The sequence below is a fragment of the Oceanisphaera ostreae genome (assembly GCF_042676125.1).
GTDB classification, from domain to species: domain Bacteria; phylum Pseudomonadota; class Gammaproteobacteria; order Enterobacterales; family Aeromonadaceae; genus Oceanimonas; species Oceanimonas ostreae.
Genome location: NZ_JBHTJS010000058.1, coordinates 25,014 through 50,061, shown reverse-complemented (window position 1 = coordinate 50,061; position 25,048 = coordinate 25,014). Strand labels below are relative to the sequence as shown.

The 25,048-nt window shown below is 49.4% G+C and carries 23 protein-coding genes; 21 read left to right on the top strand and 2 right to left on the bottom strand.

What is annotated here, in order from left to right:
* Window positions 1-98: 98 nt before the first annotated feature.
* From rppH to ACFQ1C_RS13905, 7 genes are all read left to right on the top strand, one after another.
* A complete protein-coding gene (rppH, locus tag ACFQ1C_RS13935) occupies window positions 99-611 on the top strand; it encodes an RNA pyrophosphohydrolase (RefSeq protein ID WP_379559277.1) in 513 nt (170 codons plus the stop codon).
* A 134-nt stretch (window positions 612-745) separates the two neighbouring features.
* Complete coding sequence (ptsP, locus tag ACFQ1C_RS13930) at window positions 746-3,025, top strand: phosphoenolpyruvate--protein phosphotransferase (protein ID WP_379559276.1); 2,280 nt, start codon at window positions 746-748, stop codon at window positions 3,023-3,025.
* A gap of 221 nt (window positions 3,026-3,246) precedes the next feature.
* Window positions 3,247-4,065 (top strand): prolipoprotein diacylglyceryl transferase, encoded by an 819-nt coding sequence (gene lgt, locus ACFQ1C_RS13925; RefSeq protein WP_379559275.1) that lies wholly within the window; start codon window positions 3,247-3,249, stop codon window positions 4,063-4,065.
* On the top strand, window positions 4,062-4,856 hold the full coding sequence (thyA, locus tag ACFQ1C_RS13920) for a thymidylate synthase (protein WP_379559274.1): 795 nt from the start codon (window positions 4,062-4,064) through the stop codon (window positions 4,854-4,856). The genes lgt and thyA overlap by 4 nt, the downstream gene beginning before the upstream one ends.
* Before the next feature lie 190 nt (window positions 4,857-5,046).
* Window positions 5,047-6,228, top strand: a complete 1,182-nt coding sequence (gene nhaA, locus ACFQ1C_RS13915) for a Na+/H+ antiporter NhaA (RefSeq protein ID WP_379559273.1) — start codon at window positions 5,047-5,049, stop codon at window positions 6,226-6,228.
* A 98-nt stretch (window positions 6,229-6,326) separates the two neighbouring features.
* Window positions 6,327-7,271: a transcriptional activator NhaR gene (nhaR, locus tag ACFQ1C_RS13910; RefSeq protein ID WP_379559272.1), complete on the top strand. Its 945-nt coding sequence runs from the start codon at window positions 6,327-6,329 to the stop codon at window positions 7,269-7,271.
* A 35-nt stretch (window positions 7,272-7,306) separates the two neighbouring features.
* Window positions 7,307-7,615: an ArsR/SmtB family transcription factor gene (locus ACFQ1C_RS13905; protein WP_379559271.1), complete on the top strand. Its 309-nt coding sequence runs from the start codon at window positions 7,307-7,309 to the stop codon at window positions 7,613-7,615.
* A gap of 150 nt (window positions 7,616-7,765) precedes the next feature.
* Here the strand turns inward: ACFQ1C_RS13905 and rpsT are convergent, their stop codons facing one another.
* Window positions 7,766-8,026 (bottom strand): 30S ribosomal protein S20, encoded by a 261-nt coding sequence (rpsT, locus tag ACFQ1C_RS13900; protein WP_379559270.1) that lies wholly within the window; start codon window positions 8,024-8,026, stop codon window positions 7,766-7,768.
* Window positions 8,027-8,223: 197 nt separating this feature from the next.
* Between rpsT and murJ the strand changes: the two genes are divergently transcribed.
* From murJ to ispH, 6 genes are all read left to right on the top strand, one after another.
* On the top strand, window positions 8,224-9,780 hold the full coding sequence (gene murJ / locus ACFQ1C_RS13895) for a murein biosynthesis integral membrane protein MurJ (RefSeq protein ID WP_379559269.1): 1,557 nt from the start codon (window positions 8,224-8,226) through the stop codon (window positions 9,778-9,780).
* Between the two features lie 77 nt (window positions 9,781-9,857).
* A complete protein-coding gene (ribF, locus tag ACFQ1C_RS13890) occupies window positions 9,858-10,805 on the top strand; it encodes a bifunctional riboflavin kinase/FAD synthetase (RefSeq protein WP_379559268.1) in 948 nt (315 codons plus the stop codon).
* Between the two features lie 5 nt (window positions 10,806-10,810).
* Window positions 10,811-13,630, top strand: coding sequence for an isoleucine--tRNA ligase (ileS, locus tag ACFQ1C_RS13885; protein ID WP_379559267.1), 2,820 nt, complete (start codon window positions 10,811-10,813; stop codon window positions 13,628-13,630).
* Window positions 13,630-14,121 carry a signal peptidase II gene (gene lspA / locus ACFQ1C_RS13880; RefSeq protein WP_379559266.1) on the top strand — a complete coding sequence of 164 codons (492 nt, stop codon included), beginning with the start codon at window positions 13,630-13,632 and terminating at the stop codon, window positions 14,119-14,121. The genes ileS and lspA overlap by 1 nt, the downstream gene beginning before the upstream one ends.
* Window positions 14,114-14,566, top strand: a complete 453-nt coding sequence (gene fkpB, locus ACFQ1C_RS13875) for an FKBP-type peptidyl-prolyl cis-trans isomerase (RefSeq protein WP_379559265.1) — start codon at window positions 14,114-14,116, stop codon at window positions 14,564-14,566. The genes lspA and fkpB overlap by 8 nt, the downstream gene beginning before the upstream one ends.
* A gap of 10 nt (window positions 14,567-14,576) precedes the next feature.
* The gene (ispH, locus tag ACFQ1C_RS13870; RefSeq protein ID WP_379559264.1) at window positions 14,577-15,521 is read left to right on the top strand and encodes a 4-hydroxy-3-methylbut-2-enyl diphosphate reductase; all 945 of its coding nucleotides are present in this window, start codon (window positions 14,577-14,579) and stop codon (window positions 15,519-15,521) included.
* A 442-nt stretch (window positions 15,522-15,963) separates the two neighbouring features.
* On the opposite strand, the gene ACFQ1C_RS13865 is transcribed toward ispH, so the two are convergent.
* Entirely contained in the window at window positions 15,964-16,362 is a 399-nt protein-coding gene (locus ACFQ1C_RS13865) for a type IV pilin protein (protein WP_379559263.1), read from the bottom strand.
* Window positions 16,363-16,451: 89 nt separating this feature from the next.
* Between ACFQ1C_RS13865 and ACFQ1C_RS13860 the strand changes: the two genes are divergently transcribed.
* From ACFQ1C_RS13860 to rnr, 8 genes are all read left to right on the top strand, one after another.
* Complete coding sequence (locus ACFQ1C_RS13860) at window positions 16,452-16,955, top strand: GspH/FimT family protein (RefSeq protein ID WP_379559262.1); 504 nt, start codon at window positions 16,452-16,454, stop codon at window positions 16,953-16,955.
* Window positions 16,949-17,611, top strand: a complete 663-nt coding sequence (locus ACFQ1C_RS13855; protein ID WP_379559261.1) for a PilW family protein — start codon at window positions 16,949-16,951, stop codon at window positions 17,609-17,611. The genes ACFQ1C_RS13860 and ACFQ1C_RS13855 overlap by 7 nt, the downstream gene beginning before the upstream one ends.
* The gene (locus tag ACFQ1C_RS13850; protein ID WP_379559260.1) at window positions 17,608-18,732 is read left to right on the top strand and encodes a pilus assembly PilX N-terminal domain-containing protein; all 1,125 of its coding nucleotides are present in this window, start codon (window positions 17,608-17,610) and stop codon (window positions 18,730-18,732) included. Before ACFQ1C_RS13855 ends, ACFQ1C_RS13850 begins: the two co-directional genes overlap by 4 nt.
* Before the next feature lie 222 nt (window positions 18,733-18,954).
* Window positions 18,955-19,446: a type IV pilus modification PilV family protein gene (locus ACFQ1C_RS13845; RefSeq protein WP_379559259.1), complete on the top strand. Its 492-nt coding sequence runs from the start codon at window positions 18,955-18,957 to the stop codon at window positions 19,444-19,446.
* Between the two features lie 199 nt (window positions 19,447-19,645).
* A complete protein-coding gene (locus tag ACFQ1C_RS13840) occupies window positions 19,646-21,274 on the top strand; it encodes an NAD+ synthase (protein WP_379559258.1) in 1,629 nt (542 codons plus the stop codon).
* Between the two features lie 144 nt (window positions 21,275-21,418).
* A complete protein-coding gene (gene glnB, locus ACFQ1C_RS13835) occupies window positions 21,419-21,757 on the top strand; it encodes a nitrogen regulatory protein P-II (protein WP_379559257.1) in 339 nt (112 codons plus the stop codon).
* 235 nt (window positions 21,758-21,992) lie between these two features.
* Complete coding sequence (luxS, locus tag ACFQ1C_RS13830; protein WP_379559256.1) at window positions 21,993-22,502, top strand: S-ribosylhomocysteine lyase; 510 nt, start codon at window positions 21,993-21,995, stop codon at window positions 22,500-22,502.
* 128 nt (window positions 22,503-22,630) lie between these two features.
* Window positions 22,631-24,967 (top strand): ribonuclease R, encoded by a 2,337-nt coding sequence (gene rnr, locus ACFQ1C_RS13825; protein ID WP_379559255.1) that lies wholly within the window; start codon window positions 22,631-22,633, stop codon window positions 24,965-24,967.
* Window positions 24,968-25,048: the final 81 nt, after the last annotated feature.

The following is a 25,048-nucleotide window of genomic DNA, read 5'->3' as shown; positions in this document are numbered from 1 at the left end:
AGGGTTGTGATGATAACCTAGGTTAACAGCATCATTTGCCGAGAATAGGGGAATATGGAACAATCCTTTCTATGTTATTTTTTTAGTCTGGTGATTGCGTGATAGATGGCGACGGTTTTCGTCCCAATGTAGGCATAGTGATCTGCAATCGCAAAGGCCAGGTGTTATGGGCTAGACGCTATGGGCAACACTCTTGGCAGTTTCCTCAAGGGGGCGTAGACGACGGTGAAACACCTGAACAGTCTATGTACCGAGAGCTGTACGAAGAAATCGGGCTTAGGCCCGAGCATGTGACTTTGCTGGCGGTAACGCGACACTGGCTGAAATACAAACTGCCGAAGCGGTTAGTGCGCTGGGATAGTAATCCCGTGTGCATTGGCCAAAAGCAGAAGTGGTTTTTGTTGCGGTTGGAATCAGAGCATGAAGCTCATATCGAATTTGGTTGTCATGGACAGCCCGAGTTTGATGATTGGCGCTGGGTCAGTTATTGGTATCCGGTGCGACAGGTGGTTTCTTTTAAACGTGAAGTTTATCGACGGGTGCTAAAAGAGTTTGCCCCTATTGTGATGGCAGAACAGGGCCGTCGAGACGTGCGTAAACGACACCGATAAGTAGTAACCGTAAGGAGTGAAGTGTTAAGGGAGAGACGTAACAGCCAAGTCTGCAGATTCGGCGTTTACTTCCTCCTTACGCCTTACCCCTCATATCTCACCGTGTTTGATTGGTATTTAAGGAGTAGGCGGCTGTGCTAAAAGAATTGCGGGAAATTGTTCAGCAGGTAACGGCCAGCTCTGACCTTAATAACGCCATGAAAGAACTGGTGCAACAAACACGCTATGCCATGCAAGTAGATTGTTGCTCTATTTATTTGCGTCAAGAGCGTAAGCAAAATTACCTGTTGGCGGCCACCGACGGTTTAGCAATCAGTGCGGTAGGGCGGGCTAAAATTCCGGTGGGCGAAGGTATCGTCGGTCTTATCGGTGATAGAGAAGAGCTGATAAACCTTGCTGACGCCCGCTCGCACCCCAAGTTTAAATACCTACCCGAAGCCCGTGAAGACGCCTTTATCTCTTTCTTGGGCGCTCCTATTATTCATCAACGCAAAACCCTCGGCGTGCTGGTAGTACAGCAAAAGCAAGAGCGGTTATTCAAAGAAAGCGAAGAATCATTCTTAGTGACGCTCGCCTCGCAGTTGGCCACGGTGATTGCGCATGCCGAGGCAAAGGGCAACCTACTCTCGCCTAACTGGCACGGCATACTACGGGGCTTGGCGGGCTCTCCTGGAGTTGCCATTGGTCGTGCTTGGGTATGGCGACCTAGAATTACGCTTGCGCAAGTAAAAGAGCGTAAAGCCGATGATGCACAGCTTCAGCATGCTCGACTCGATAAGGTACTGGTGCAAGTCGAAGACGAGCTTAATGGCTTGGCGTTGCGCTTTCAGGAGTCTCAAGCGAGTGAGTCGGTAGCGGTATTCGAGGTTTATCAGTATATTCTTAAAGATCCGATGTTTATTGGCTTGATCCGAGACGAAATTACTCGAGGCTGGATTGCCGGTAGTGCGGTAAAGCGGGTATGTGAGCAGCAAATCGCCCAATTTGGAGACATGTCTGATCCTTATCTACGCGAGCGGGCGGCCGATATTCGTGACTTAGGGCAGCGACTACTTACTCGTTTGATCCATGAAGACGAGGGGATGCAGACGTTAACGCTGGACGAGCCGATTATTTTGGTGGCTGACGAAATTAGCGCTACCTTGATCGCGGAAATTCCGCCGAGCAAATTAAAAGGCATTGTTTCTGGCAAAGGCTCAATAAACTCCCACGCCGCTATTCTTGCACGATCGATGGGTATTCCGGCCGTGATGGGTATTGATCATACCTTTGAGTTACTCGAAGACCGAACCTTGATCGTGGACGGCTATAACGGGGATCTTTTAGTTGAGCCGGTACCGTCAGTATTACGAGAGTACCGCAGGCTGATCGCCCAAGAAGAGCAAATGGACGAACTGTTTGCCACTACCCGCCTTGAAAAGGCCGTGACCCTAGACGGCATGTCCATTTCGTTACTATTGAATGCGGGTTTGAGTGTTGAGACCGATGTGAGCACTAATGATGCGGTGGACGGCATCGGGTTATTTCGTACTGAAATTCCGTTTATGATGCGTGATCGTTTTCCCTCAGAACAAGAGCAGGTGATCTGCTACCGCCGTGTGATGGCTGGTTATGTTGGCAAGCCAGTATGCATGCGCACCTTAGATGTGGGCGGTGACAAGCAGCTACCATATTTTCCTATTGTTGAGGAAAATCCTTTTCTTGGTTGGCGGGGCATTCGCCTGACCCTCGATCACCCTGAGATTTTTCTCGTACAGCTGAAGGCGATGCTGCGAGCGAGTCAAGGGTTAGATAATTTATCCATTATGCTGCCCATGGTCACTAACTTGGACGAGGTTAGGGTGGCGCGGCGCATGCTAGATCGGGCGTGGCGAGAGGTGTCAGCCGAAACGGCGGAGCAGCAAGGGGAAATTCGCTACCCCAGCCTCGGTGTGATGATAGAGGTGCCTTCGCTGCTGTATTTGCTACCCGAACTGGCTCCTTTGGTGGACTTCTGGTCGGTGGGTACCAATGACTTAACGCAGTACCTGTTAGCGGTGGATCGTAACAACGGTCGCGTAGCTAGCGTTTATGATGCGTTTCATCCGGCGGTATTACGCGCCTTGCAGCAGATCATCGACGCCGCCGATCGTTATGGCAAACCGGTGTCTATTTGCGGTGAATTGGCCGGTGATCCTATCGGTGTGCTGGTGTTGCTGGCCATGGGATATCGTCGTTTTAGCATGAATAACAGCAATATCATGCGCATTAAATACATAGTGCGCCAGTCCCGTTTCGATGAGCTACAAAAGCTGTTGCACGAAGTGCTGAATCAGCAGCAAGTAGGCGCCATTAAGGAACTCTTTAGCCGTTACCTAGAAGAACGCGGTCTAGGCGGCCTACTACGCGGTCCAAAGACCTCCGCACAGCGGTAAGACCAACAGGGCCATACGGCGTGCGCCATACGCTTGAAGCCGTAAACTGTAAGTAAAAAAACATTGAAGAGCGAGATCCTGACGAGCGTCAGGAAGACGGGGCAGCGCCGAGCGGTATTTATCTTTAACGTACAGCTGTCCGAAGGACTCAAGTTAACTTCTGGTATTTCTTACGCTTGGATCGCACAATACCTCCTTTTTGTTATTGGTGGAGTAAAGGCATGTCTGAAGGCCACTGGGTGTTCCCCGGTTTTGATCCCGTTGCTATACAAATAGGCCCGCTTGCGGTGCATTGGTATGGCTTGATGTACTTGTTGGGCTTTTTATTTGCTTGGCTAATGGCAAACCGCCGGGCGGCACAGCCAAATTCAAACTGGACTCGGGACCAAGTGTCTGACGTGCTGTTTTATGGCTTTCTTGGCGTGATCGTCGGTGGTCGTCTCGGTTATGTATTCTTCTATCAGTTTGATGCCTTTTTAGACGATCCTCTTTATCTTATCAAGATCTGGACCGGCGGCATGTCGTTTCATGGTGGCTTGATTGGCGTGATCACCGCACTGTGGCTGTTTGCTCGCAAGCAGAAAAAAACCTTTTTTGCCGTATCCGACTTTATTGCTCCGCTTATTCCCTTTGGCTTAGGTGCAGGGCGTATTGGCAACTTTATTAATGGTGAGCTATGGGGGCGAGTGACTGAGGTGCCTTGGGGAATTATTTTTCCTGCTGCTGGCCTATTGCCAAGGCATCCCTCCCAGCTGTATCAGTTTGCGCTCGAAGGCGTCGCCTTGCTGATTATCCTTAACCTAGCTTGGCGCTTACGTGCTCCTCGTGGCGTGGTGTCCGGCCTGTTCTTGGCTTGCTATGGCCTATTTCGTTTCTTGGTTGAGTTTGTACGAGAGCCAGATGCCCAGCTGGGGCTTTATCTCGACCTGTTCAGCATGGGACAGCTCTTGTCGATGCCGATGATGCTGGCGGGAACATTTATGATTTGGGGCGCTTTTTGTCGCCCGCAATGGTTTGGTAAGGGAGAAAAAGTAGCATGAAAGCCTATTTAGAATTGATGCAACACATACTGGATAACGGCGCAGTTAAAGAAGACAGAACCGGCACCGGTACCTTATCGGTATTTGGCCATCAAATGCGCTTCGATTTAGCACAAGGCTTTCCGTTGATCACCACGAAAAAGTGCCATTTAAAATCCATTATTCATGAGCTGCTATGGTTTTTAAACGGCGATACTAATATTGGCTACCTCAAAGAGCACGGCGTACGCATTTGGGATGAATGGGCAGACGAAAATGGCGATCTTGGACCTGTGTATGGCCACCAGTGGCGCAGCTGGCAAGGAGCCAATGGCACTACCATTGATCAAATTAGCCAAGCACTAGACACCATCAAGACCAACCCTGATAGCCGCCGTATTATTGTCTCGGCTTGGAACGTGGGCGAGCTAGAACAAATGGCACTGGCGCCGTGTCATGCGCTGTTTCAGTTTTATGTAGTGAACGGTAAGTTGTCTTGTCAGCTGTATCAACGCAGCTGTGATGTGTTTCTTGGCTTGCCCTTCAATATTGCCAGTTATGCGCTGTTAACCCATATGCTGGCCCAGCAGGCGGGATTAGAAGTGGGAGACTTCGTGTGGACCGGTGGCGATGTACATTTGTACAGCAATCATTTTGAGCAGACGAAACTACAATTAACTCGAGCACCATTACCATTGCCGCGTCTAAAGTTAGCCCGCAAACCAGAGTCGTTATTTGATTACAGCTTTGAGGATTTCGTGCTAGAAGACTATCAAGCTCATCCTCATATTAAGGCGCCAGTGGCGATTTAAAGAGCATATAGTTTGTTAAAAATTTGCTAGTCTGGTGTGGCGCTTAACCCTGATTTTGGAAATATGCACATAATATAAGTGAATAATTCGGTTTTACTTAGGTAGTTAGGATAAAACAGTCTACTACTCACCCGCAGCTTTTCTGATAGCGCTGGGTAGCTGATGGTTGATGAGAAGGAGTCTCGATCACATGGCCTATGTATTAAAACGATTTCTGGCAATGGAGTCTGCTGGGGGAATATTGCTTATTATTGCGGCGATTGTCGCCATGATAATGGCCAATACCGGCTTATCTGATATTTATCATTATGTGCTTGATACGCAGATTCAGTTGCGGATCAGCAGCCTTAACTTAGAGAAAACCTTTGCGCACTGGGTTAATGATGGCCTGATGGCCATCTTCTTTTTGGTGATAGGCCTTGAAGTAAAACGCGAGCTGGTATCTGGCGCGCTGTCGAGTCGAGAAAAAGCTATTTTTCCGGCGTTGGCAGCGGTAGGGGGCATGGTATTTCCTGCGCTGTGGTTTGTGTTTTTCAACTACGGTGAAGGCGAAAGCCTACATGGTTGGGCTATTCCTACCGCAACCGACATTGCGTTTGCCTTAGGGGTAATGGCTTTGCTGGGCAAGCGAGTGCCTCTAAGTCTTAAAGTGTTTTTGTTGGCCTTAGCTATTATTGATGATCTTGGGGCCATCATTATTATCGCACTATTCTATAACCATGGTTTGTCGATACCGGCGCTGTCGGTGGCGGCATTAGGCATTGGCGGTTTGTACTGGCTTAATCGTGCGCAGGTGAAGAACCTAGTGCCTTACCTTATTCTGGGTTGGATAGTGTGGGTCGCGGTACTGCAGTCGGGAATACATGCGACCTTAGCCGGTGTTATTTTGGGCTTTTTGATCCCGCTACACGGCCTTAAATTTTCACCGTCTCAAGAGCTAGAGCGTTTTCTTCACCCTTGGTGTGCCTTTTTTATTCTTCCCATTTTTGCTTTTGTAAATGCGGGAGTGTCATTACAAGGGTTGTCGCTAACCGACTTGTCATCAACCTTACCTATGGGGATCATGGCGGGTTTGCTGTTGGGTAAGCCGATGGGCATTTTCTTAACCTGTTGGGTGGCCGTCAAGCTTGGTATTGCTCAGTTGCCGACGGGGGTGTGCCTGCGGCAAATATTTGCGGTATCTGTGTTGTGCGGCATTGGTTTTACCATGTCGATTTTTATTGCTTCACTGGCGTTTGCCGGCCAGCCAGAGCTGGCCAACTTATCGCGACTGGGTATTTTAATGGGGTCAACGCTATCGGCCACGCTAGGCTATACCCTGTTATATTGTGTGTTACCTCGCCATCACGTTAAGACGGCAGTGTCGGTGTAGACTAGATTTCTTGTCGTGTGTGAGTCTAATCTAGCGGCTGGGTATTCAAACCCAGCCGCTATTATTATGATGGAGCCACACAGCTGTGGAGATGGCTTTTGTCACACCTTAATTACAATCACCTCTATTATTTTTGGATGACCCAAAAAAAAGGCTCGGTTACCAAGGCGGCTGAGGCGCTGTTTTTAACGCCGCAAACAGTAACTGGGCAAATCCGACAGCTAGAGCAGCGCCTAGGCGGTAAGCTATTTAAACGTAAAGGTCGGCAATTAGAGGCAAGTGAGCTGGGGCAGCTGGTATTTAAATATGCAGATCGCATGTTTAGCCTGTCGTACGAAATGCTGGATATAGTGCATTATCGCAAGGAAGACCACTTGATCTTCGACGTTGGAGTAGCCGATGCGTTATCTAAGCGGCTGGCCAGCCGAGTGTTGATGTCGGTGATCCCTAACGATGGCTCCATTCATTTACGCTGTTATGAGTCGACTCACGAGATGCTGCTAGAGCAGCTGAGCGAACACAAGCTAGACATGATTCTCTCAGATTGCCCCGTTGATTCTGCCCAGCATGCTGGCTTATTGTCAAAAAAGCTGGGTGAATGTGAGATCGGTTTCTATTGCCGAGAGCCGCTGCCCACTAAGCCTTTTCCTGAGTGCCTAGAAGAGCGCAGCTTGTTGATACCAGGGCGACGTACCGCCATGGGGCGACAATTACGCCATTGGATAGAAGTGCAGGGGCTGAAACCGAAAATTTTGGGCGAGTTTGATGATGCGGCGTTAATGAAAGCGTTTGGTTTTTTTAACCAGGGTATTTTTATAGCGCCGGCAATTTATCGTGATGCCATTTTGCAGTATCAGCCGGTGATTGAAATTGGTCGGGTTGAAGAGCTAAAAGAAGAATATTACGTTATTTTTGCCGAGCGAATGATCCAACACCCTGCGGTAAAGCGACTGTGTGAAAGTGATTTTACGTCACTCTTTTCTGGGCTGGACGATTTTTCTGCCGGCGTGCCCCCCGTCAGCTTTGACGGCGAATTTAGTTAGGGTCAACAGACCCTAATCATCTGAAAGTGGACATCATGATGGAATTGAATATGCAAGCGATGGAAGCCAGCGCAGCACAAGCGGTTAAATTGCTGAAGGCCCTAGCGAATGAGCGAAGATTATTTATTTTATGTCATTTGCTCGACAAAGAGTTGTCGGTCGGTGAGATGAATCAGTATTTGGGATTAAGCCAGTCTGCTTTGTCACAGCACTTGGCACTGTTACGTAACGACGATTTAGTGCGCACGCGCAAAGAAGCACAAACTGTATATTACTCACTAAAAAGCGAAGAAGTGCGTGAAGTGATCGCGTTGCTGCATAAGCTCTACTGTAGCGAAAAGTAAATGTGAAGCGTGAGGGGCGAGCAAAAAACGTTAAGGTGGGGCTTCATGTCGCCCTCTTTACCCTTCACGATTTGCTCTTCACCTCAAATTACAGGCAATAAAAAACCGGCATTAAGCCGGTTTTTTTTATGCTTTAATTAAGTCTCTAAATTACAGAGCTTTAATTTTTGCATTCAAGCGGCTCTTATGACGAGCTGCTTTATTCTTATGAATCAGACCTTTAGTGGCCATGCGATCCAACAGAGGTTGTGCTTCGTTAAACGCCTTTTGAGCGTTTTCTTTGTCGCCGCTAGCGATAGCTGCAATTACTTTTTTCACGTAAGTGCGAACCATAGAACGACGGCTGGCATTGTGCTTACGGCGTTTCTCTGATTGAAGCGCGCGCTTCTTAGCAGACTTGATATTAGCCAAGGTAAAACTCCTGAAACTGTCTTAGCGAGTGTTAATAAAAGGCCGAGGAATATGCCTTTTTCACTGCTAAATGTCAATTGATTTGTGCAAATAAACACCGCCCTGTGGTCAGATACAGGGCCGAGGGTTAAACTGTCGGACGGATTCTACCAGCATTCCCCTACATTCAGCAATTTTCTTAATAAGAGGTTTTCATTTTGAGCAAAGCACTGTTGCGATCGGGCCTAATTGTGTCCGCCATGACCTTAATATCTCGGGTGCTGGGCTTAGTGCGAGATGTGGTGATTGCTAACTTGTTAGGGGCGGGTGCATCGGCTGACGTATTCTTTTTTGCCAATCGTATTCCTAATTTTTTACGACGGTTGTTTGCCGAGGGGGCGTTCAACCAAGCCTTTGTACCGGTAATGACCGAATATAAACAAACACGCAGTTTTAAAGACACCCAAGACTTGCTGGCAGCAGTATCTGGTACATTAGGCATGATAGTCACAGTGGTCACTGTGATTGGCATGGTCGGCTCTGGGGTGGTTACCGCGCTGTTTGGTATGGGGTGGTTCTTAGAGTGGGTTAACGATGGGCCTGAGGCGTATAAATTTGAGCTGGCCTCATTACTGTTGAAAGTGACCTTCCCTTATTTGTGGTTTATTAGCTTTACCGCCATGGCCGGTGCCATTTTAAATACCTTTGGTAAGTTTGCGGTATCTTCCTTTACGCCGGTGTTTCTTAACCTTGCCCTGATTGGCGCCGCACTCTGGTTGTCACCCAACATGGCTCAACCTGAGTTAGGGTTAGCCATCGGGGTGTTTTTGGGCGGCTTGCTGCAGTTTTTGTTTCAGTTTCCTTTTTTATGGCGCTTGCGCATGTTGGTGCGTCCGCGTTGGGCTTGGCATCATCCGGGTGTAGTTAAGGTGCGCACTCTGATGATACCTGCGTTGTTTGGGGTGTCGGTCAGCCAGATTAACCTGCTTTTCGACACCATGCTGGCGTCATTTTTGGCCACCGGCTCCATCAGTTATTTATATTACTCCGATCGCTTGTTGGAGTTTCCGCTCGGGCTATTTGGTATCGCCATTGCTACTGTGATTTTGCCAGCACTGTCGAGTCGCCATGTTGAACAATCAAAAGCCGGCTTTGCCGCCACCATGGACTGGGGCGTGCGCATGGTGTTGCTGATGGGCTTTCCTGCCATGTTGGGACTAATCGTATTGAGTGAGCCTATGCTGCGGGTGCTGTTTATGCGCGGTGAGTTTGGGGTGACGGAAGTAACGGCCGCTAGCAAGAGCTTGGTGGCCTATGGGGTGGGCTTGCAGGCCTTTATGCTCATCAAGGTGTTGGCTCCCGGTTACTATGCGCGACAAGACACTAAAACTCCGGTGCGCTTTGGTATTATTGCCATGGTGGCTAACATGGTATTTAACGCGGTGCTTATTTTTCCGATGGGATATGTGGGGCTGGCGCTGGCGACGGCGATGTCCGGTATTTTAAATGCAGGGCTGTTGGCATGGGGCTTAAGCCGACGCGATATTTATCATCCTAGCCGACAAACATTACTGTTTGGGGCCAAGGTGGCCTTGGCAAGTTTGGGCATGGCGGCACTGTTGTGGTGGCTTTCACCGTCACTAAGTACTTGGGCTGAATGGGGGCTGCTAAGCAGTACTTTGCACCTGCTGGGCTATATTGGTGCGGGTGCCCTGTGTTACGGTGCCTTGCTGCTGATAAGCGGTGTACGCATAAAGCACTTTAAAACCGCTTAGCAAGGGCTGATCCTAACGGCTAGCTGAGGTATAATCCGCCAATTTACAGCTTACAGCTAAGGCTAGACACGGAGTCTATGGAGCTTATACGTGGCATTCAGAACATCAAACCATGGCATCGCGGCTGTGTGCTGAGCATTGGTAATTTTGATGGGGTGCACTTGGGGCACCAATCGGTATTGCACCGCCTCACCGAACAGGCCCGTCGGCTTAATGTACCGGCCTGTGTGATGATCTTTGAGCCTCAGCCCAGAGAGTTGTTTACGGGCAACGATGCACCGCCGCGTTTAACTCGTCTGCGTGAGAAGTATCAGCAGTTGGCGCGCTTGGGTATCGACCGTTTGTTATGTGTGCGTTTTAATGCGGATTTTGCCGCACAAAGCCCCGATCATTTTATTCGCGACTTGTTGGTGGATAAATTAGGGGTGCGTTTTTTAGTCGTGGGCGACGACTTTCGCTTTGGTCAACACCGCGACGGTGATTTTGAGTTACTGACCCGCGCCGGTGATGCCTTCGGTTTTGAAGTGGTGAGTACCCAAAGCTGGTGTATGAACAGCCAACGCGTTAGCAGCACCTTGATTCGTGATGCGATGATGAATGACAAACTAAGCGATGCCGCCACTATGCTGGGGCGGCAGTTTAGTTTGTGTGGGCGAGTTGCCCATGGCGCCAAACTGGGCCGTACTATTGGTTTCCCCACCGCGAACGTGGCACTTAAACGCCAAGTTAGCCCAGTGTCGGGTGTGTATGCGGTTGAGTTGTGGCTCGACGGCCAGCGTTACCCTGGAGTTGCCAATATTGGTAATAAACCCACGGTGAATGGCACCCAAGCATTATTAGAAGTTCATCTGTTTGATTTTTCCGGTGATATATACGGCAAACAGGTGGAAGTAGAGCTCCGCCATAAGTTGCGGAGCGAACAAAAATTCGCTTCCTTTGCGTTGTTAAAGGAGCAAATTCAACGCGATGCCGTTCATGCCCGCCAATGGTTTGGGCTAGCGGTATCAGAACCGAACGGAATGTAGGATCCATGAGCGACTATAAAAACACCCTGAATTTGCCCGAAACTGAGTTTCCCATGCGCGGTAACCTGGCTCAACGCGAGCCAGAAATGCTAGCTCGCTGGATTGAACAGGATTTATACGGCGCAGTGCGTCAGGCTAAAGCGGGTAAAAAGCCGTTTATCCTGCACGATGGCCCTCCTTACGCCAATGGCAGCATTCACATTGGTCACTCGGTTAACAAGATCCTAAAAGACGTTATTGTTAAGTCTAAGGGCCTGCTGGGTTATGACTCTCCCTACATTCCCGGCTGGGACTGTCATGGTTTGCCTATCGAATTGAAGGTTGAAGCTAAAGTCGGTAAGCCTGGCGTTAAGGTCTCGGCTGCCGAGTTCCGCCAAGCGTGTCGTACCTACGCACAAACGCAAATTGAGGCACAAAAAGCCGACTTTATTCGTTTGGGTGTGTTGGCCGATTGGGAAAACCCCTATCTGACCATGGACTTTGGCACCGAAGCCAACATCATTCGCTCTTTGGGCAAAGTTATTGATAACGGCCATCTGCACAAAGGCTCTAAGCCGGTACACTGGTGTACCGATTGTGGTTCGGCCTTGGCCGAAGCCGAAGTCGAGCATGAAGACAAACGCTCACCGGCCATCGATGTGCGTTTTAAAGCCGTAGATGAAACTGATGTTGCCGCAAGCTTTAATTGTGCAGAAGGTCACACCGGCCAAGGCCCGTTGTCGGTCGTTATTTGGACCACTACCCCGTGGACATTGCCTGCTAACCGCGCCGTGGCGTTGCATGGCGAGTTACGCTATGCATTGGTTCAGGTCGAAGGCGAACAGCCTGAGCGTCTGATTGTGGCCGCCGATTTGGTGACCGAGGTCATGGATCGTGCCGGTATCACTCACTATCACAACTTGGGTTACTGTGAAGGCGCAAAGCTTGAGCTAAAACGCTTCCATCATCCGTTTTACAGCTTTGATGTTCCCGCGATACTGGGCGAGCATGTCACCACCGATTCCGGTACCGGTGCCGTGCATACTGCGCCAGGCCACGGCCAAGAAGATTTCGTGGTTGGCAAGCAATACGGACTAGAAATTGCCAACCCTGTGGGCGGTAACGGTGTTTACTTGCCCGATACCGAACTGTTTGCCGGTCAGCATGTGTTTAAAGCTAACGACTCTGTGGTAGAAGTACTAAAAGAGCGCGGAGCCCTGTTACATCATCAGGCCATCATGCACTCGTATCCGCATTGCTGGCGCCATAAAACGCCTGTCATCTTCCGTGCCACACCACAGTGGTTTATTAGCATGGATCAAAGTGGTTTGCGTGAGCAGGCACTGGCCGAAATTAAAAAGGTACAGTGGGTGCCCGAGTGGGGTGAGAACCGCATTCAGGCTATGGTTGAAAACCGCCCTGACTGGTGTATTTCTCGCCAGCGTACTTGGGGCGTGCCTATTGCCTTATTCGTGCATAAAGACAGCCAAGCCCTGCACCCGCGAGCCACTGAGCTAATGGAAGAAGTGGCCAAGCGTGTAGAATTGGCCGGCATTCAAGCCTGGTGGGATCTCGATCCTGCCGAGTTGTTGGGTGATGAAGCGGACAGCTACGAAAAAGTACTGGATACCTTGGATGTGTGGTTTGACTCCGGCTCCACTTTCGCCTCTGTGGTTGATGTGCGCCCCGAGTTTGAAGGCCACGGCGCCGATATGTACCTAGAAGGCTCGGATCAACACCGTGGTTGGTTTATGTCATCACTGATGCTCTCTACTGCCATCAAAGGCCATGCGCCTTATCGCCAGGTACTGACCCATGGTTTTACCGTGGACGGTAATGGCCGCAAGATGTCTAAGTCGATTGGTAACGTCGTGAGCCCGCAGCAAGTAATGAACAAGCTGGGCGCGGATATTCTGCGTTTGTGGGTGACGAGCACCGACTATACTGGCGAAATGACGGTCTCTGATGAGATCTTAAAGCGCAGTGCCGATGCATATCGCCGTATTCGTAATACCGCGCGCTTCTTGCTGGCGAATCTAAATGGTTTCAACCCAGAAACCGATATGGTTGCCCCCGAGGACATGATCGTAATCGACCGCTGGGCTGTGGGCCGTGCGCAGGCTATTCAGCAAGAAATTACCACCGCCTTCGATGAGTATAATTTCCATTTAGTGACGCAAAAGCTGATGCAGTTCTGCTCTATTGAAATGGGTTCTTTCTATTTGGACGTGATTAAAGATCGTCAATACACCGCTAAAGCCGACGGCCTAGCTCGACGCTCTTGTCAGACGGCTTTGTACCACATTGCCGAAGCCTTGGTGCGCTGGATGGCACCGATCATGAGCTTTACCGCTGATGAAATCTGGAATCAGTTGCCCGGCGAGCGCGCTCAGTTTGTGTTCACCGAAGAGTTCTACAGTGGCTTATTTGGTTTGGCAGACGGCGAGCAGCTAAACGATAACTACTGGGCTGAGTTGCTGACCCTACGCCAAGCGGTGAATAAAGCCTTAGAAATGGCGCGTAAGGACAAGGTGATTGGCTCTGGGCTGGAAGCGGAAATTACGTTGTTCGTAGAAGATTCCCTTGCCAGCAAGCTTGCGTTGTTGGGTGATGAGCTGCGCTTTGTGCTGCTTACTTCTCAAGTACGGATCCAGCCGCTGGCTAATGCTGGTGATGCGGCTGATACCGAGCTTGAAGGCTTGAAAATTACCGTTGCCAAAAGCGATGCCGAAAAGTGCGGTCGTTGCTGGCACCATGTAGAGGACGTTAGCGCCGAGCAGGATGGTATTTGTGGGCGTTGCGTGACTAACGTATCTGGAGACGGTGAAACCCGTCAGTTTGCTTAATGACCATGCTTAAAGAAACTGGCTTACGCTGGTGGTGGTTGGCCATAGTGGCCATCCTTCTTGATCAGGTAACTAAATGGCTGACGATTGCCTACCTTGACTATGGTTACCCTGGGGTGGAGATCACCCCGTTTTTTAACCTAGTTCATGTATACAACCCAGGTGCCGCCTTTAGCTTTTTAGCAGACCAAGGTGGCTGGCAGCGCTGGTTTTTTGCCGGCCTTGCGACGGCGGTTACCGTGCTATTAAGTGTGTGGATGGCCAAGTTGCCCAGGGCTGCTCGCTGGTTACCCGCCGCTTATGCGCTGGTGATTGGTGGGGCCATTGGTAATGTTATCGACCGCTTGGTATTAGGGCATGTAGTTGATTTCTTGGACTTTTACGTTAATAACTGGCATTGGCCAGCTTTTAACTTAGCCGATAGCTTTATCTTTATCGGTGCCGCGATGATTATTATCGACAGCTTCAAAAAGGACAAACCCCATGACTAAGCAAATAGGTCCGCAAAGTGAGGTGGTCTTTCACTTTACTATTAAATTGGCGGATGGCTCTGTGGCCGATAGTACTCAGTTACAGGGTAAACCAGCTAAGCTGAAAATGGGTGATGGCAGTTTAACGCCCACCTTTGAAGCTTGTTTATTGGGCCTAACTGAAGGCGACAGCCACAGCTTTGAACTGGGCCCAGATGATGCGTTTGGTCCAGTTAACCCTAATAATATTCATTATATGGAACGCAGCAAATTTGCCGCCGACATGACGCTGGAAGAGGGCGCTATTGTTGCCTTCACTCAGCCTAACGGGGCTGAAATACCCGGCATAGTGCGTGACGTTGCTGGTGACTCGGTGACCGTTGATTTTAACCATCCTTTGGCGGGCCACCCGGTCACCTTTGAGGTGGAAATATTGACGGTTGAACCCTTGCCTGTTGAAGAATAAGGAGCCTGATGTGGATATTTTACTTGCCAACCCCCGTGGTTTTTGTGCCGGTGTAGACCGCGCTATTAGCATAGTGCAAAGTGCGCTCGAAAAATTTGAGGCGCCCATTTATGTACGCCACGAAGTGGTACACAATCGCTATGTAGTTAATAAGCTTAAAAATGCAGGGGCGGTATTTGTAGAAGAGCTGGATCAGGTGCCCGACGATAATATCGTCATCTTCTCGGCTCACGGTGTCTCGAAAGCGGTGCGCGAAGAAGCCAAACGCCGTGGCTTAAAAGTATTTGATGCAACTTGCCCGTTGGTGACTAAGGTGCACATGGAAGTACACCGTGCCAGTAAAAAAAATATTGAGACTATACTGATCGGCCATTCGGGGCATCCCGAAGTGGAAGGCACCATGGGTCAGTATGAAAGTGACTCGGGCGGTATATATCTGGTTGAAAACCCAAGCGATGTAACTACATTGCAGGTTAAACACCCCGATAACCTAACCTTTGTTACTCAAACTACTTTGAGCGTTGATGAAACCTCAGATGTGATTGATGCACTGCGCGCGCGTTTTCCTACTATTGAAGGACCGCGTAAAGACGACATTTGCTATGCCACACAAAATCGCCAAGACGCGGTGCGCGAGCTAGCGGCAAAGGTAGATGTGATGTTAGTGGTGGGTTCTAAAAACTCGTCTAACTCAAACCGCTTACGCGAGCTGGCAGAAAAAATAGGCACGCGAGCCTATTTGATTGATTGCGTAGAAATGATAGATGCGAGCTGGCTTAAAAATGTGGCGCGAGTTGCCGTTACCGCTGGCGCTTCTGCACCTGAAATCTTGGTGCAAGAAGTAATCGACCATTTAAAGTCTCTAGGCGGAAATACCGTTACCGAGCACCCTGGGCGAGAAGAAAATATCGTATTTGAAGTGCCTGCCGAACTAAAGGTAAAGCAGGTTTCTTAAAATAGTGCCCGGTGCCCAGCACCAAGCGCCCCGCTTAAAAATCAACCCAAAACAGCGCCCGCATCGGCGCTGTTTTTTGTTATCTAACACCATTCTATAAAATTACCTGCTCAGAAAAGAGTAATTTAGCTCTTGGTACTATTAACACCCGCTATCTTCATTTTTCGGGCCTTCCGTACTCTTGATCTTAGTGACCAGAGCTAATTGGCAACGGAATCCACAGAAAAACGCGGAACAATAGTGATCAGATTTGAAAGTGTTCTTAGGGGTAAGAGATAACTCCCTCAGCCCGAACTAGACGAGCTCTTACCCATAAATTTATTATCTTTCGTCGCTCCTATCTCAGCTTAATTTTTCCGCGCCTTCCGTGTTCTTCCGTTGCAGATAAGCTCTGGCTCTTTAGGTTTGGCCGTTTTGTGAATCATTAGTTCGGTGCTGCTCTTCACCGCCAACAATCAGCAGGCGTTTTGTTGTTATTGCGATCTAAAGTAAGCGTGTGACAAATGGTGCTTCCCGCCTTGTCTTGATACTGAGCGGAGCCAGATTTAGCACTCGCTTTTAGCGTGTAATCCGTGGCGCTGGCGGCACTTACCTTAAATATATAATGCGCATGACTGGGCACAAAATTCGCTGCTGCGTCAGCTGTATTGGCATAAGAGGTATGAGCAATGCGCCACTCTTCTTGCTGTAGCTGCATTATATATAGCGCTTGAATTGCCTCTATACGCTTACTTTTTATCAGGTAGCGCGACAGGCTCGGATAGGCGATAAGGGCTAATATCGCCACAATGGCCACTGTTATCAGCAATTCTATTAGGGTAAAGCCACTCGATTTTGGCATACCTTCACCTTGTTGAACTCTTTGCTATAGACCAAGCTTAGTCGTAACTAACGACACTGTTGTGGTCTTTAATACACAAGGAGGGACGGGTGAAGCTGAGTCAGGAGGGGCTAACGCTTATCGAGTTATTAGTGAGTGTTGCCGTGGTGGCGGTGCTGCTGTCAGTGGCCATCCCTAGTTTTCATCGCGTTAGTGAGCAACAAAAAGTGCGCGGTGCGGGCATGGCGCTGTATTCCGATTTTCAGCTAGCCCGCAGCGAAGCCATTAAGCGTAATAAAGATGTTACCGTCTGCTTTAATGGCTCGGGTACTGCACTTTGGAGCTATCACATTAAAGAGCTAGCTCAGCCATCGGATTGTGATGCCAGCGTCTACCTCGATATTAATCGTGTCGATAATCCCGCTTCCTCCACCCTCATTCTCACCGCTTCTTACCCCAGCCCTTATGTTATTTTTAAACCCAGAAGAAGCAGTCTCGTCTCCGGTAATGTGACCTTCGTGGACGGTGGGCATAGCATTAAAGTGATCACCTGGAACAACAGCATTATTCGCACCTGTTCCGATAGCCAACTGTCTGGAGTACCGCGATGCTGAGTCGTCACCATGGTTTTACGATAGTTGAATTACTGGTTGCCATGGTGGCAGGCCTAGTGGTGTTGTCGGGTGCCTTATCTTTATTTATTACGGTGTTGGCTACTGGCAACACCAACTTAATGCTGTCGCGCCTCAATCAAGAAGTACAAGCGGTGGGCGATTTGATCAGTCGAGATCTGCAAAAAGCCGGTTATCACCCTGAGGCTGCAGCAGACCTAGCACTGAATAGGCCGATTAGTACTAACTCTGCCGCACACTATGTTTTTTCAGTCGCTGATGATCTTTATACCGAGCCGAGTACGACAGGGTCGCATTGCCTGCGCCTTAAATACTGGGATGCGGCTCAATCTTCAGGAAAAAAGCCCATCGTGCGGATATATAGCTATCACCGAGGAACACAAAAGTTAACGGTACGCACTAAGCATAATCCATCGGATAACACGGCATTAAGTACGCTGTGTGGCAGCGGTAGTCAGCTGATATCGAGCAAGGAAATCAAGATAGATCAGTTGTTATTCACACCGATACCCGCAGGTCCTTCTTCAAGCGGTGCCAGTCTATATATGACGTTGAGCGCCTCCCATGCTCGCCGACCGAATCTCATTATGAGTCTGCAGCGCCATATTTATCTCAGAAATGAGGGTAGCTCACCATGAAGGCTGTGCAAGGCTTTACCACACTCACCGTTACCCTAATATTAATCTCCATTTTAATATCGGTGTCGGTATTTATCGGTAAGGTGTTAGTGGCAGAAAGGCGCATCACCCTTAACGAAATTGAGTATAGAGTAGCTCAGGCGGCCGCCGAGCAGGGGATCGCTGAAGCAAGAGCGTTACTTAACGTTGCGCCCGCTAACAGTGTGTGGGCAGGCACCGTATCCAGTAATGTGGCTGAGGTGAGTTATCAAGTGACCATGGTGCCTGACGCTAACCTCGCAGGGCTTATTCATCTAGAGTCGGTAGCAACGTTGCCTGGCGGCGGCGAAAGCCGAGTGAAAGTGACACTCGCTCGACGCTCAGTACTTAATCCCCATAATTCTGGCCCCGCCGCTCCGCTAATGTTGGCCGCGGCCAATAATGATATTGACGGTAATATCACCGTGGTCGCACATCCTAATGGCGGTGGTGCAGGAGTGCCGATATCTGTGTGGTCCAAAGGCACAATTGCGACCAGTGGCCAGCTACAAAGCTGCTATCTAGCAGACTTTAACGCTATTGCTAATCACTGTGTGCTTGAACTGAGCCATAAAAATAGCACTAGCCAAAATATTAATAGCGATATGGTGATTGATGATGGGGGTTTTCCTGCTGATCTGTTGAGCTATTTATTTGGCTATGGCCAAGATCAATGGTCCAGTATTTCAGCCATGGCTGTGCAAGCGGTTTCTCGTTGTGATGAAATTAACCGTGCCGGTTTTTTCATCATCACCGATGGTGGCGTCTGTGCCCTAGAGCAAGTCACCAGCTCGGCCATCGCGCCTGTTATCTTGCTGGCCAAGGATATCTCGGTGACGGGGTCAATAGGCACGCAGTTTTATGGCTTGTTGGTGCTATACGATAGTGACCCCAGCGATAGTAACGTGATGTCGGTACAGTTGAACCAAGGCAGCCAGCTATTTGGCAGTCTGTTAAGTAACCTAAGCGACGACAGCCTAAAAGACGATTTTGCCATTATTTATCATCAAGGTGTGCTGTGCTTAATTAGTAATTGTAACCAAGATCCACAGTCTCCCTTCGTGAGTCTAAATACCATCCCCGGCAGCTGGACCGATGATTAACGTAAAGCAGCGCCAAACGGCCAAAAAAAAAGAGCTGATTTTTCTCTTAACTGAGCGGCTGATCGTGATGTTGTCTGCACTTATCAATAAGTAAGATCACTTGGTACTGGTCGCGCTTATCTCATCTTAATTTTTCCGTGGCTAGAAAGCCTTTAGTCTTTCGGTGTTTATCAGTAGCTGAACGCTGACGGCTTAAAGCTGAAAGCTACCCAAGGGGTATGTATGAAGCGACAAGGCGGCTTTGGTTTGATTGAAGTGATGATTGCCTTCGTGATTGTGGTGGTCACGGCGGGATCCTTATTACAGTTAAGCAAACAGTATTTGGAATACAGCCGAGACGGACGCAGCCGAGAAGTGGCCTTGCGGTTGTTGGAGTCTAAGTTAGATGAGCTAAGACACCAGCAAAGCCTTGCTGGATATCAAGCCGTCAGCTCGAGTAATGAAGTGCGCATCGTGTCGGATGTGATCTTTAATATTGACTGGACGGTGCAGGGCCAAGATTGGGATCCTGCGCAAAGTCAGTGGATATCGTTAGGTGCGGGACCGCTTGGCGATAAAAAAGATCTACAGGTATCGGTTGCTTGGCAAAATGGCCGAGGAGAGGCAAAGAGCATGACGTTGCAATCAGCGATAGCGCCACTGGTGCCTATTTATGCCGGCCCGTTCGGCGAGCGGGATCCGAGTTTAGGTCCTGGTGTCGGTGGCCCAGATTAAAGTAAACCTAGCCTCCTCGAGCACAACTTAGCCAGCTAATAAATTAGAACCGTAGGGGGAAATGAGTCTCCTCCTCCGACATTTTGTTTAGCTTGGTGCGCGGCGCTGAATGCTTGGCGCTATAACATCCCCTTTTCCCTAGCTGTTATTGTTAATTTTTAATAGTATGCGGATATCACCGTTTTAAGCGAATTCATCCATGCCCTCACAATTGACTCTGGCGCTGGCCCAGTTAAACCTAACGGTCGGTGCTATTGAAGCCAACACCCACACCATGTTGGCAGCGTTAGCCGACGCCGAGCGCCAAGGCGCCGATTTGGTATTATTTCCCGAACTGGCCATTACTGGGTATCCACCCGAAGACTTATTGCTGCGTGACGACCTGTATTCACGCCTCGACGCCGCATTAGTGCAACTGGCAGACGCGAGCACGCAAACGGCTCTGATCGTTGGTCATCCGTGGCGACAAGGTGGCCATTGTTATAATGCCGCCTCTTTTTATTATCAGGGCAAACTTCAGGCGCGCTACTTTAAACAACAGCTGCCTAACTACGGGGTGTTTGACGAACAGCGCTACTTTAGCGCCGGCGAGCAATCTTGTGTGGTTGAATTTAAGGGCCATCAGTTAGGGCTGTTGATTTGTGAAGACGTGTGGCAAGCCGGCCCTGCTGCTAGTGCTAAGGCGGCGGGGGCCGAATTATTGCTCAGCCTTAATGCTTCGCCTTATTACCAAGGGGTGGTTGAAGTACGCCACCAGCAATTAGCGAAACGCTGTCGTGAAAATGCCTTACCACTGGTATATGTGAATCAAGTAGGCGGGCAAGATGAGCTAATATTTGACGGCCGATCTATGGCGCTTAACGCCCTCGGTGAGATCACTCAAAGTATGGTGGCTTTTAAGCCCGAGCTGGCGCTGGTGCACTTTGATCTTAAGACTCCACGTAAGGGTCAAATACAAGCACCTCTTGAGTCATTGGCCGAGCTTTATCAATCGCTGGTGTTGGCCACCCGCGATTACGTGAACAAAAATGGTTTTAATGGGGCCGTGCTGGGGCTCTCGGGAGGCATCGACTCGGCACTCACAGTGGCGATTGCGGTAGATGCCTTAGGTAAAGATCAGGTGCAAGCGGTGATGATGCCGTTTCGTTATACCGCCTCCATCAGTGTGGCCGATGCAGAAGAAGAAGCGAAGCTGCTGGGTATTGAATATAACAGTGTGTCTATCGAACCGATATTTGATGCCTTTATGGGGCAGTTAGCCCCCTTGTTTGCCGAAGAGTTACCTCAAGCAGGCGATACCACAGAAGAAAATTTACAGGCTCGAGCACGCGGCATGTTGTTAATGGCGTTATCTAATAAACGTCGCCGTTTGGTGCTGACTACTGGTAATAAAAGTGAGCTTGCAGTCGGTTATTGCACCTTATATGGCGACATGGTGGGCGGCTTTGCTCCCCTTAAAGATGTGTCTAAGACCTTGGTGTTTGCGTTGTCACGATACCGTAATACGTTAGGATATGTGATCCCACAACGGGTGATCGAGCGTCCGCCATCCGCCGAATTGGCGCCAGGCCAACTCGACCAAGATAATCTGCCCCCTTATGATGTGCTGGATGCTATTCTTGAGGCCTATGTTGAGCAAGATCAGTCTCTAAACGATTTATTGGCATCAGGGTTTGATGAAGCAGAAGTGCGGCGCGTTATTAAATTGGTGGACATCAATGAATATAAGCGCCGACAAGGTGCCATGGGACCTCGGATAACGCAGCGTAACTTTGGTAAAGATCGCCGTTATCCTATTACGTCAGGTTTTGGAAAAATAAACTGGTAAGGGCCCTTCGGGAAGCGGACAGCCGTAAGCGATAAGCTAAGTTCAACGAGCACGCTTGTGGTTGGGGGTTGGAATTCGGCTTCTGTCGTTCCCTTAACCCCGATCTCTTCACCCTCTAGTTATCATCGATATTAAGGATTCATCGTGAAGAAAATTGAAGCCATCATTAAACCCTTTAAACTGGATGATGTACGCGAAGCATTGGCCGAACGTGGTATTACCGGTATGACGGTCTCGGAAGTAAAAGGCTTTGGCCGCCAAAAAGGGCACACCGAGTTATATCGCGGTGCCGAGTACATGGTGGATTTTCTGCCTAAGGTTAAACTTGAAATAGTGGTGCAAGACGACTTAGTAGAAGCCTGCATAGAAGCCATTGAAACTACGGCCCGCACCGGCAAAATTGGCGACGGTAAAATATTCGTATTTGATGTCACTCAGGTGATCCGTATTCGTACCGGCGAGCAAAACGAAGACGCGGTGTAAATGCAGATCCGAGCGCTAAGCACCAAGCACCCAGCTAAACAAAAAGCGGTGTTGCTCTTAACGTATGGCGTATAACGTACGGCGTTTAATGTAAGGCGTAAGACGTAAAGCTAGGGTAAATAGGCACTTTATAGAGCTACGATTATCCTTTGAGGCCCTTTATTGTTGAATTACCTTGGCCATTACCCTTTTCTTTGTCACAATCTCTGTGACATCTAAATAGAGGAATAACTAAATGCCATTACTAGACAGTTTTACTGTTGATCATACCCGTATGGAAGCACCTGCGGTGCGAGTAGCCAAAACGATGGCCACGCCTAACGACGACACGATAACGGTATTTGATTTACGCTTCTGTCTGCCGAACCAGGAAATCTTGTCTGAAAAGGGCATTCATACTCTGGAGCACTTGTTTGCAGGCTTCATGCGTGATCACCTGAATAGTAATGGCACTGAAATTATTGACCTGTCGCCCATGGGGTGTCGTACCGGCTTTTACATGAGCCTGATTGGTGCACCTAACGAGCAGCAAGTAGCGGATGCCTGGCTGGGCGCAATGCAAGATGTGCTTAACGTTGAAAGTCAGTCGCAGATCCCCGAGCTAAACGAATATCAGTGCGGCACGTATGTGATGCATTCGTTAGATGAGGCCAAAGCCATTGCCCGCAATATCATTGAACGCGGCATTGGCGTAAACAGCAATCAGGTGCTGGCGCTGCCAGAAGAGATGCTAAAATCTCTGTAATGCAAGGCTGCTTTTTGTAGTGACAAAAGCGCCCGGTTTAAGCAAGCACTGGCTTAACCGGGCGCTTTGTCACTTGTTATTCTCTTTAGATAATCTTCCCTTATTCCAGTGCTCAAATGGACTACTTTATGTCAGAACAACAAGACCCCTTCCTCAAGCGGGAAGCCGAAAAATACGATAACCCTATTCCTAGCCGAGAGTACATTCTTGAGCTAATTAAAACCAAGCAGGGTCCTATCTCGCGTGACGAGATATTTGCTGAGCTAGATTTAGATGGCGAAGAGCAAACCGAAGCCTTACGTCGTCGACTACGCGCCATGGAGCGTGATGGCCAGTTAGTGTTTACCCGTAACAAATGCTACGCCTTACCAGAAAAGCTGAATCTCATTAAAGGTCGCGTTATTGGTCACCGCGAAGGCTTTGGCTTTTTACGCCCCGAAGAGGGCGGCGATGACCTGTTTTTGTCGCAGCGTGAAATGGATGCGCTAATGCATGGTGACCAAGCATTAGTACAGCCGCTGCGTTTCGACTCTAAAGGCCGACGCGAAGCACGAGTTGTGCGCTTGCTTGAGTCTCGTGACCTCGAAGTGGTGGGCCGTTATTTCGTTGAAAACGGCGTGAGCTACGTGGTGCCCGATGATAGCCGCATTGCTCAGGATATTTTGATCCCGCAAGGCGAAACTCAGGGTGCGCGCATGGGGCAAGTGGTGCTGATTAACATTAGCCAACGCCCAACCAAGCGCATGACCGGCGTAGGTAAAGTGGTAGAAGTGTTGGGTGAAACCATGGATCCGGGCATGGAAATTAACATTGCCCTGCGCACCCATGGCATTCCTCACGTATGGCCAGAAGAAGTGAAGCAAGAAATTGCCTCACTGACCGAAGACGTGCCAGAAGAAGCCAAAGTGGGTCGTCGTGATCTGCGTGACTTACCGTTGGTGACCATTGATGGCGAAGATGCTCGCGACTTTGATGATGCAGTCTATTGTCAGCCCAATGAAGCGGGCGGTTGGCACTTATGGGTAGCCATTGCTGACGTGTCTTACTACGTGCGCCCAGGCACAGCATCAGACAACGAAGCCTATTTGCGTGGTAACTCGGTGTACTTCCCCGAGCAAGTGATCCCGATGCTGCCAGAAGTACTGTCTAATGGCCTGTGTTCGCTTAACCCGCAGGTGGATCGCTTGTGCATGGTGGCAGAGATGAACATTTCTGCCAGCGGCAAGCTTCTTGACTCGCAGTTTTACGAAGCAATAATGAGCTCTCATGCGCGCCTTACCTATACTAAGGTAGCGGCTATAGTTGAGGGAGATGAGGGGCTTCGCGAGCGTTATGCGCCGTTAGTACCACATTTAGAAGCGCTGAACAGCATGTATCATGCAATGAAATCGGCGCGTCATCAGCGTGGTGCAGTTGAATTTGAAAGCGAAGAGACTAAGTTCGTGTTCAACGCGCAGCGTAAAATTGACAGCATAGTACCGGTAGTGCGCAACGACGCTCATAAGATCATTGAAGAGTGCATGATTGCGGCTAACGTGGCGGCGGCACGCTTTATTGAAAAGCAAGACGCCCATGCCTTATTCCGTGTACACGACAAGCCAGGCGAAGAAAAACTGGTTGGCTTTCGCAGCTTCTTAGCCGAAGTAGGGTTAGAGCTAAAAGGGGGCCTAGAGCCCGAGCCTGCAGATTACGCCTTGTTGGCCGAGCAAATTAAAGGCCGCCCCGATGCCGGATTAATCCAAACCATGCTGCTGCGCTCGATGAAGCAGGCGGTGTATCAGGCAGAGAATATGGGTCACTTTGGTTTGGCGCTAAAATCATACGGGCACTTTACTTCCCCGATTCGTCGCTACCCAGACCTTATTATGCATCGTGCCATTAAGGCACAAATAAGCAAGATACAGGCCGAAGGTAACAGCAAAACCGGCGGTGTGCCTTATCAGCTAGAAGATGTCGCCCCCATGGGTGAGCATTGCTCGCTAACTGAACGCCGTGCCGATGACGCTACCCGTGACGTGGCCGATTGGCTTAAATGCGAATATATGCTGGACCATGTAGGCAGCGAATTTATGGGTACCATTGCCAACGTTACCGGCTTTGGTTTCTTCGTGCGCCTAGATGACATTCATATTGACGGCTTGGTACATATTTCTAGCCTGCAAAACGATTATTATCAGTTTGACTCGGCGCGCCAAACCTTGATTGGCGAGAACTTTCGTCGTCGTTATCGCTTGGGCGATAAAATTAAGGTTAAGGTGATGGCCGTTAACCTCGACGATAGCAAGATTGATTTTGAAACGGTTGAAGAGCCACTGCCAGCGGGAGCTAAAAGCGGTAAAGGAGCCAAAAACCTGAAATCGCGTCAGCGCGCTAAGCCAAAAAGAAACAACAAGCCTAAAGGCGATGCTAAAGCACCAGACAGTAAAGGCGATAGCAAACCCAAAGGCGGCAAGAAACGCCATTAATCGTTAGTTAAAGATGTGGGGGATAGGGGCTAGGGATTTATCTTCGGCCGCTACTCCCACTTTTATTTTAAATTCCGAGAA

Bases quoted from the DNA above. Each gene is read 5' to 3' on its own strand.
- lgt (WP_379559275.1), top strand. From the start codon at position 3,247: ATGTCTGAAGGCCACTGGGTGTTCCCCGGTTTTGATCCCGTTGCTATA.
- thyA (WP_379559274.1), top strand. From the start codon at position 4,062: ATGAAAGCCTATTTAGAATTGATGCAACACATACTGGATAACGGCGCA.
- nhaA (WP_379559273.1), top strand. From the start codon at position 5,047: ATGGCCTATGTATTAAAACGATTTCTGGCAATGGAGTCTGCTGGGGGA.
- ACFQ1C_RS13905 (WP_379559271.1), top strand. From the start codon at position 7,307: ATGATGGAATTGAATATGCAAGCGATGGAAGCCAGCGCAGCACAAGCG.
- ribF (WP_379559268.1), top strand. From the start codon at position 9,858: ATGGAGCTTATACGTGGCATTCAGAACATCAAACCATGGCATCGCGGC.
- ileS (WP_379559267.1), top strand. From the start codon at position 10,811: ATGAGCGACTATAAAAACACCCTGAATTTGCCCGAAACTGAGTTTCCC.
- lspA (WP_379559266.1), top strand. From the start codon at position 13,630: ATGACCATGCTTAAAGAAACTGGCTTACGCTGGTGGTGGTTGGCCATA.
- fkpB (WP_379559265.1), top strand. From the start codon at position 14,114: ATGACTAAGCAAATAGGTCCGCAAAGTGAGGTGGTCTTTCACTTTACT.
- ACFQ1C_RS13865 (WP_379559263.1), bottom strand. From the start codon at position 16,362: ATGCCAAAATCGAGTGGCTTTACCCTAATAGAATTGCTGATAACAGTG.
- ACFQ1C_RS13855 (WP_379559261.1), top strand. From the start codon at position 16,949: ATGCTGAGTCGTCACCATGGTTTTACGATAGTTGAATTACTGGTTGCC.
- ACFQ1C_RS13850 (WP_379559260.1), top strand. From the start codon at position 17,608: ATGAAGGCTGTGCAAGGCTTTACCACACTCACCGTTACCCTAATATTA.
- ACFQ1C_RS13845 (WP_379559259.1), top strand. From the start codon at position 18,955: ATGAAGCGACAAGGCGGCTTTGGTTTGATTGAAGTGATGATTGCCTTC.
- ACFQ1C_RS13840 (WP_379559258.1), top strand. From the start codon at position 19,646: ATGCCCTCACAATTGACTCTGGCGCTGGCCCAGTTAAACCTAACGGTC.
- luxS (WP_379559256.1), top strand. From the start codon at position 21,993: ATGCCATTACTAGACAGTTTTACTGTTGATCATACCCGTATGGAAGCA.
- rnr (WP_379559255.1), top strand. From the start codon at position 22,631: ATGTCAGAACAACAAGACCCCTTCCTCAAGCGGGAAGCCGAAAAATAC.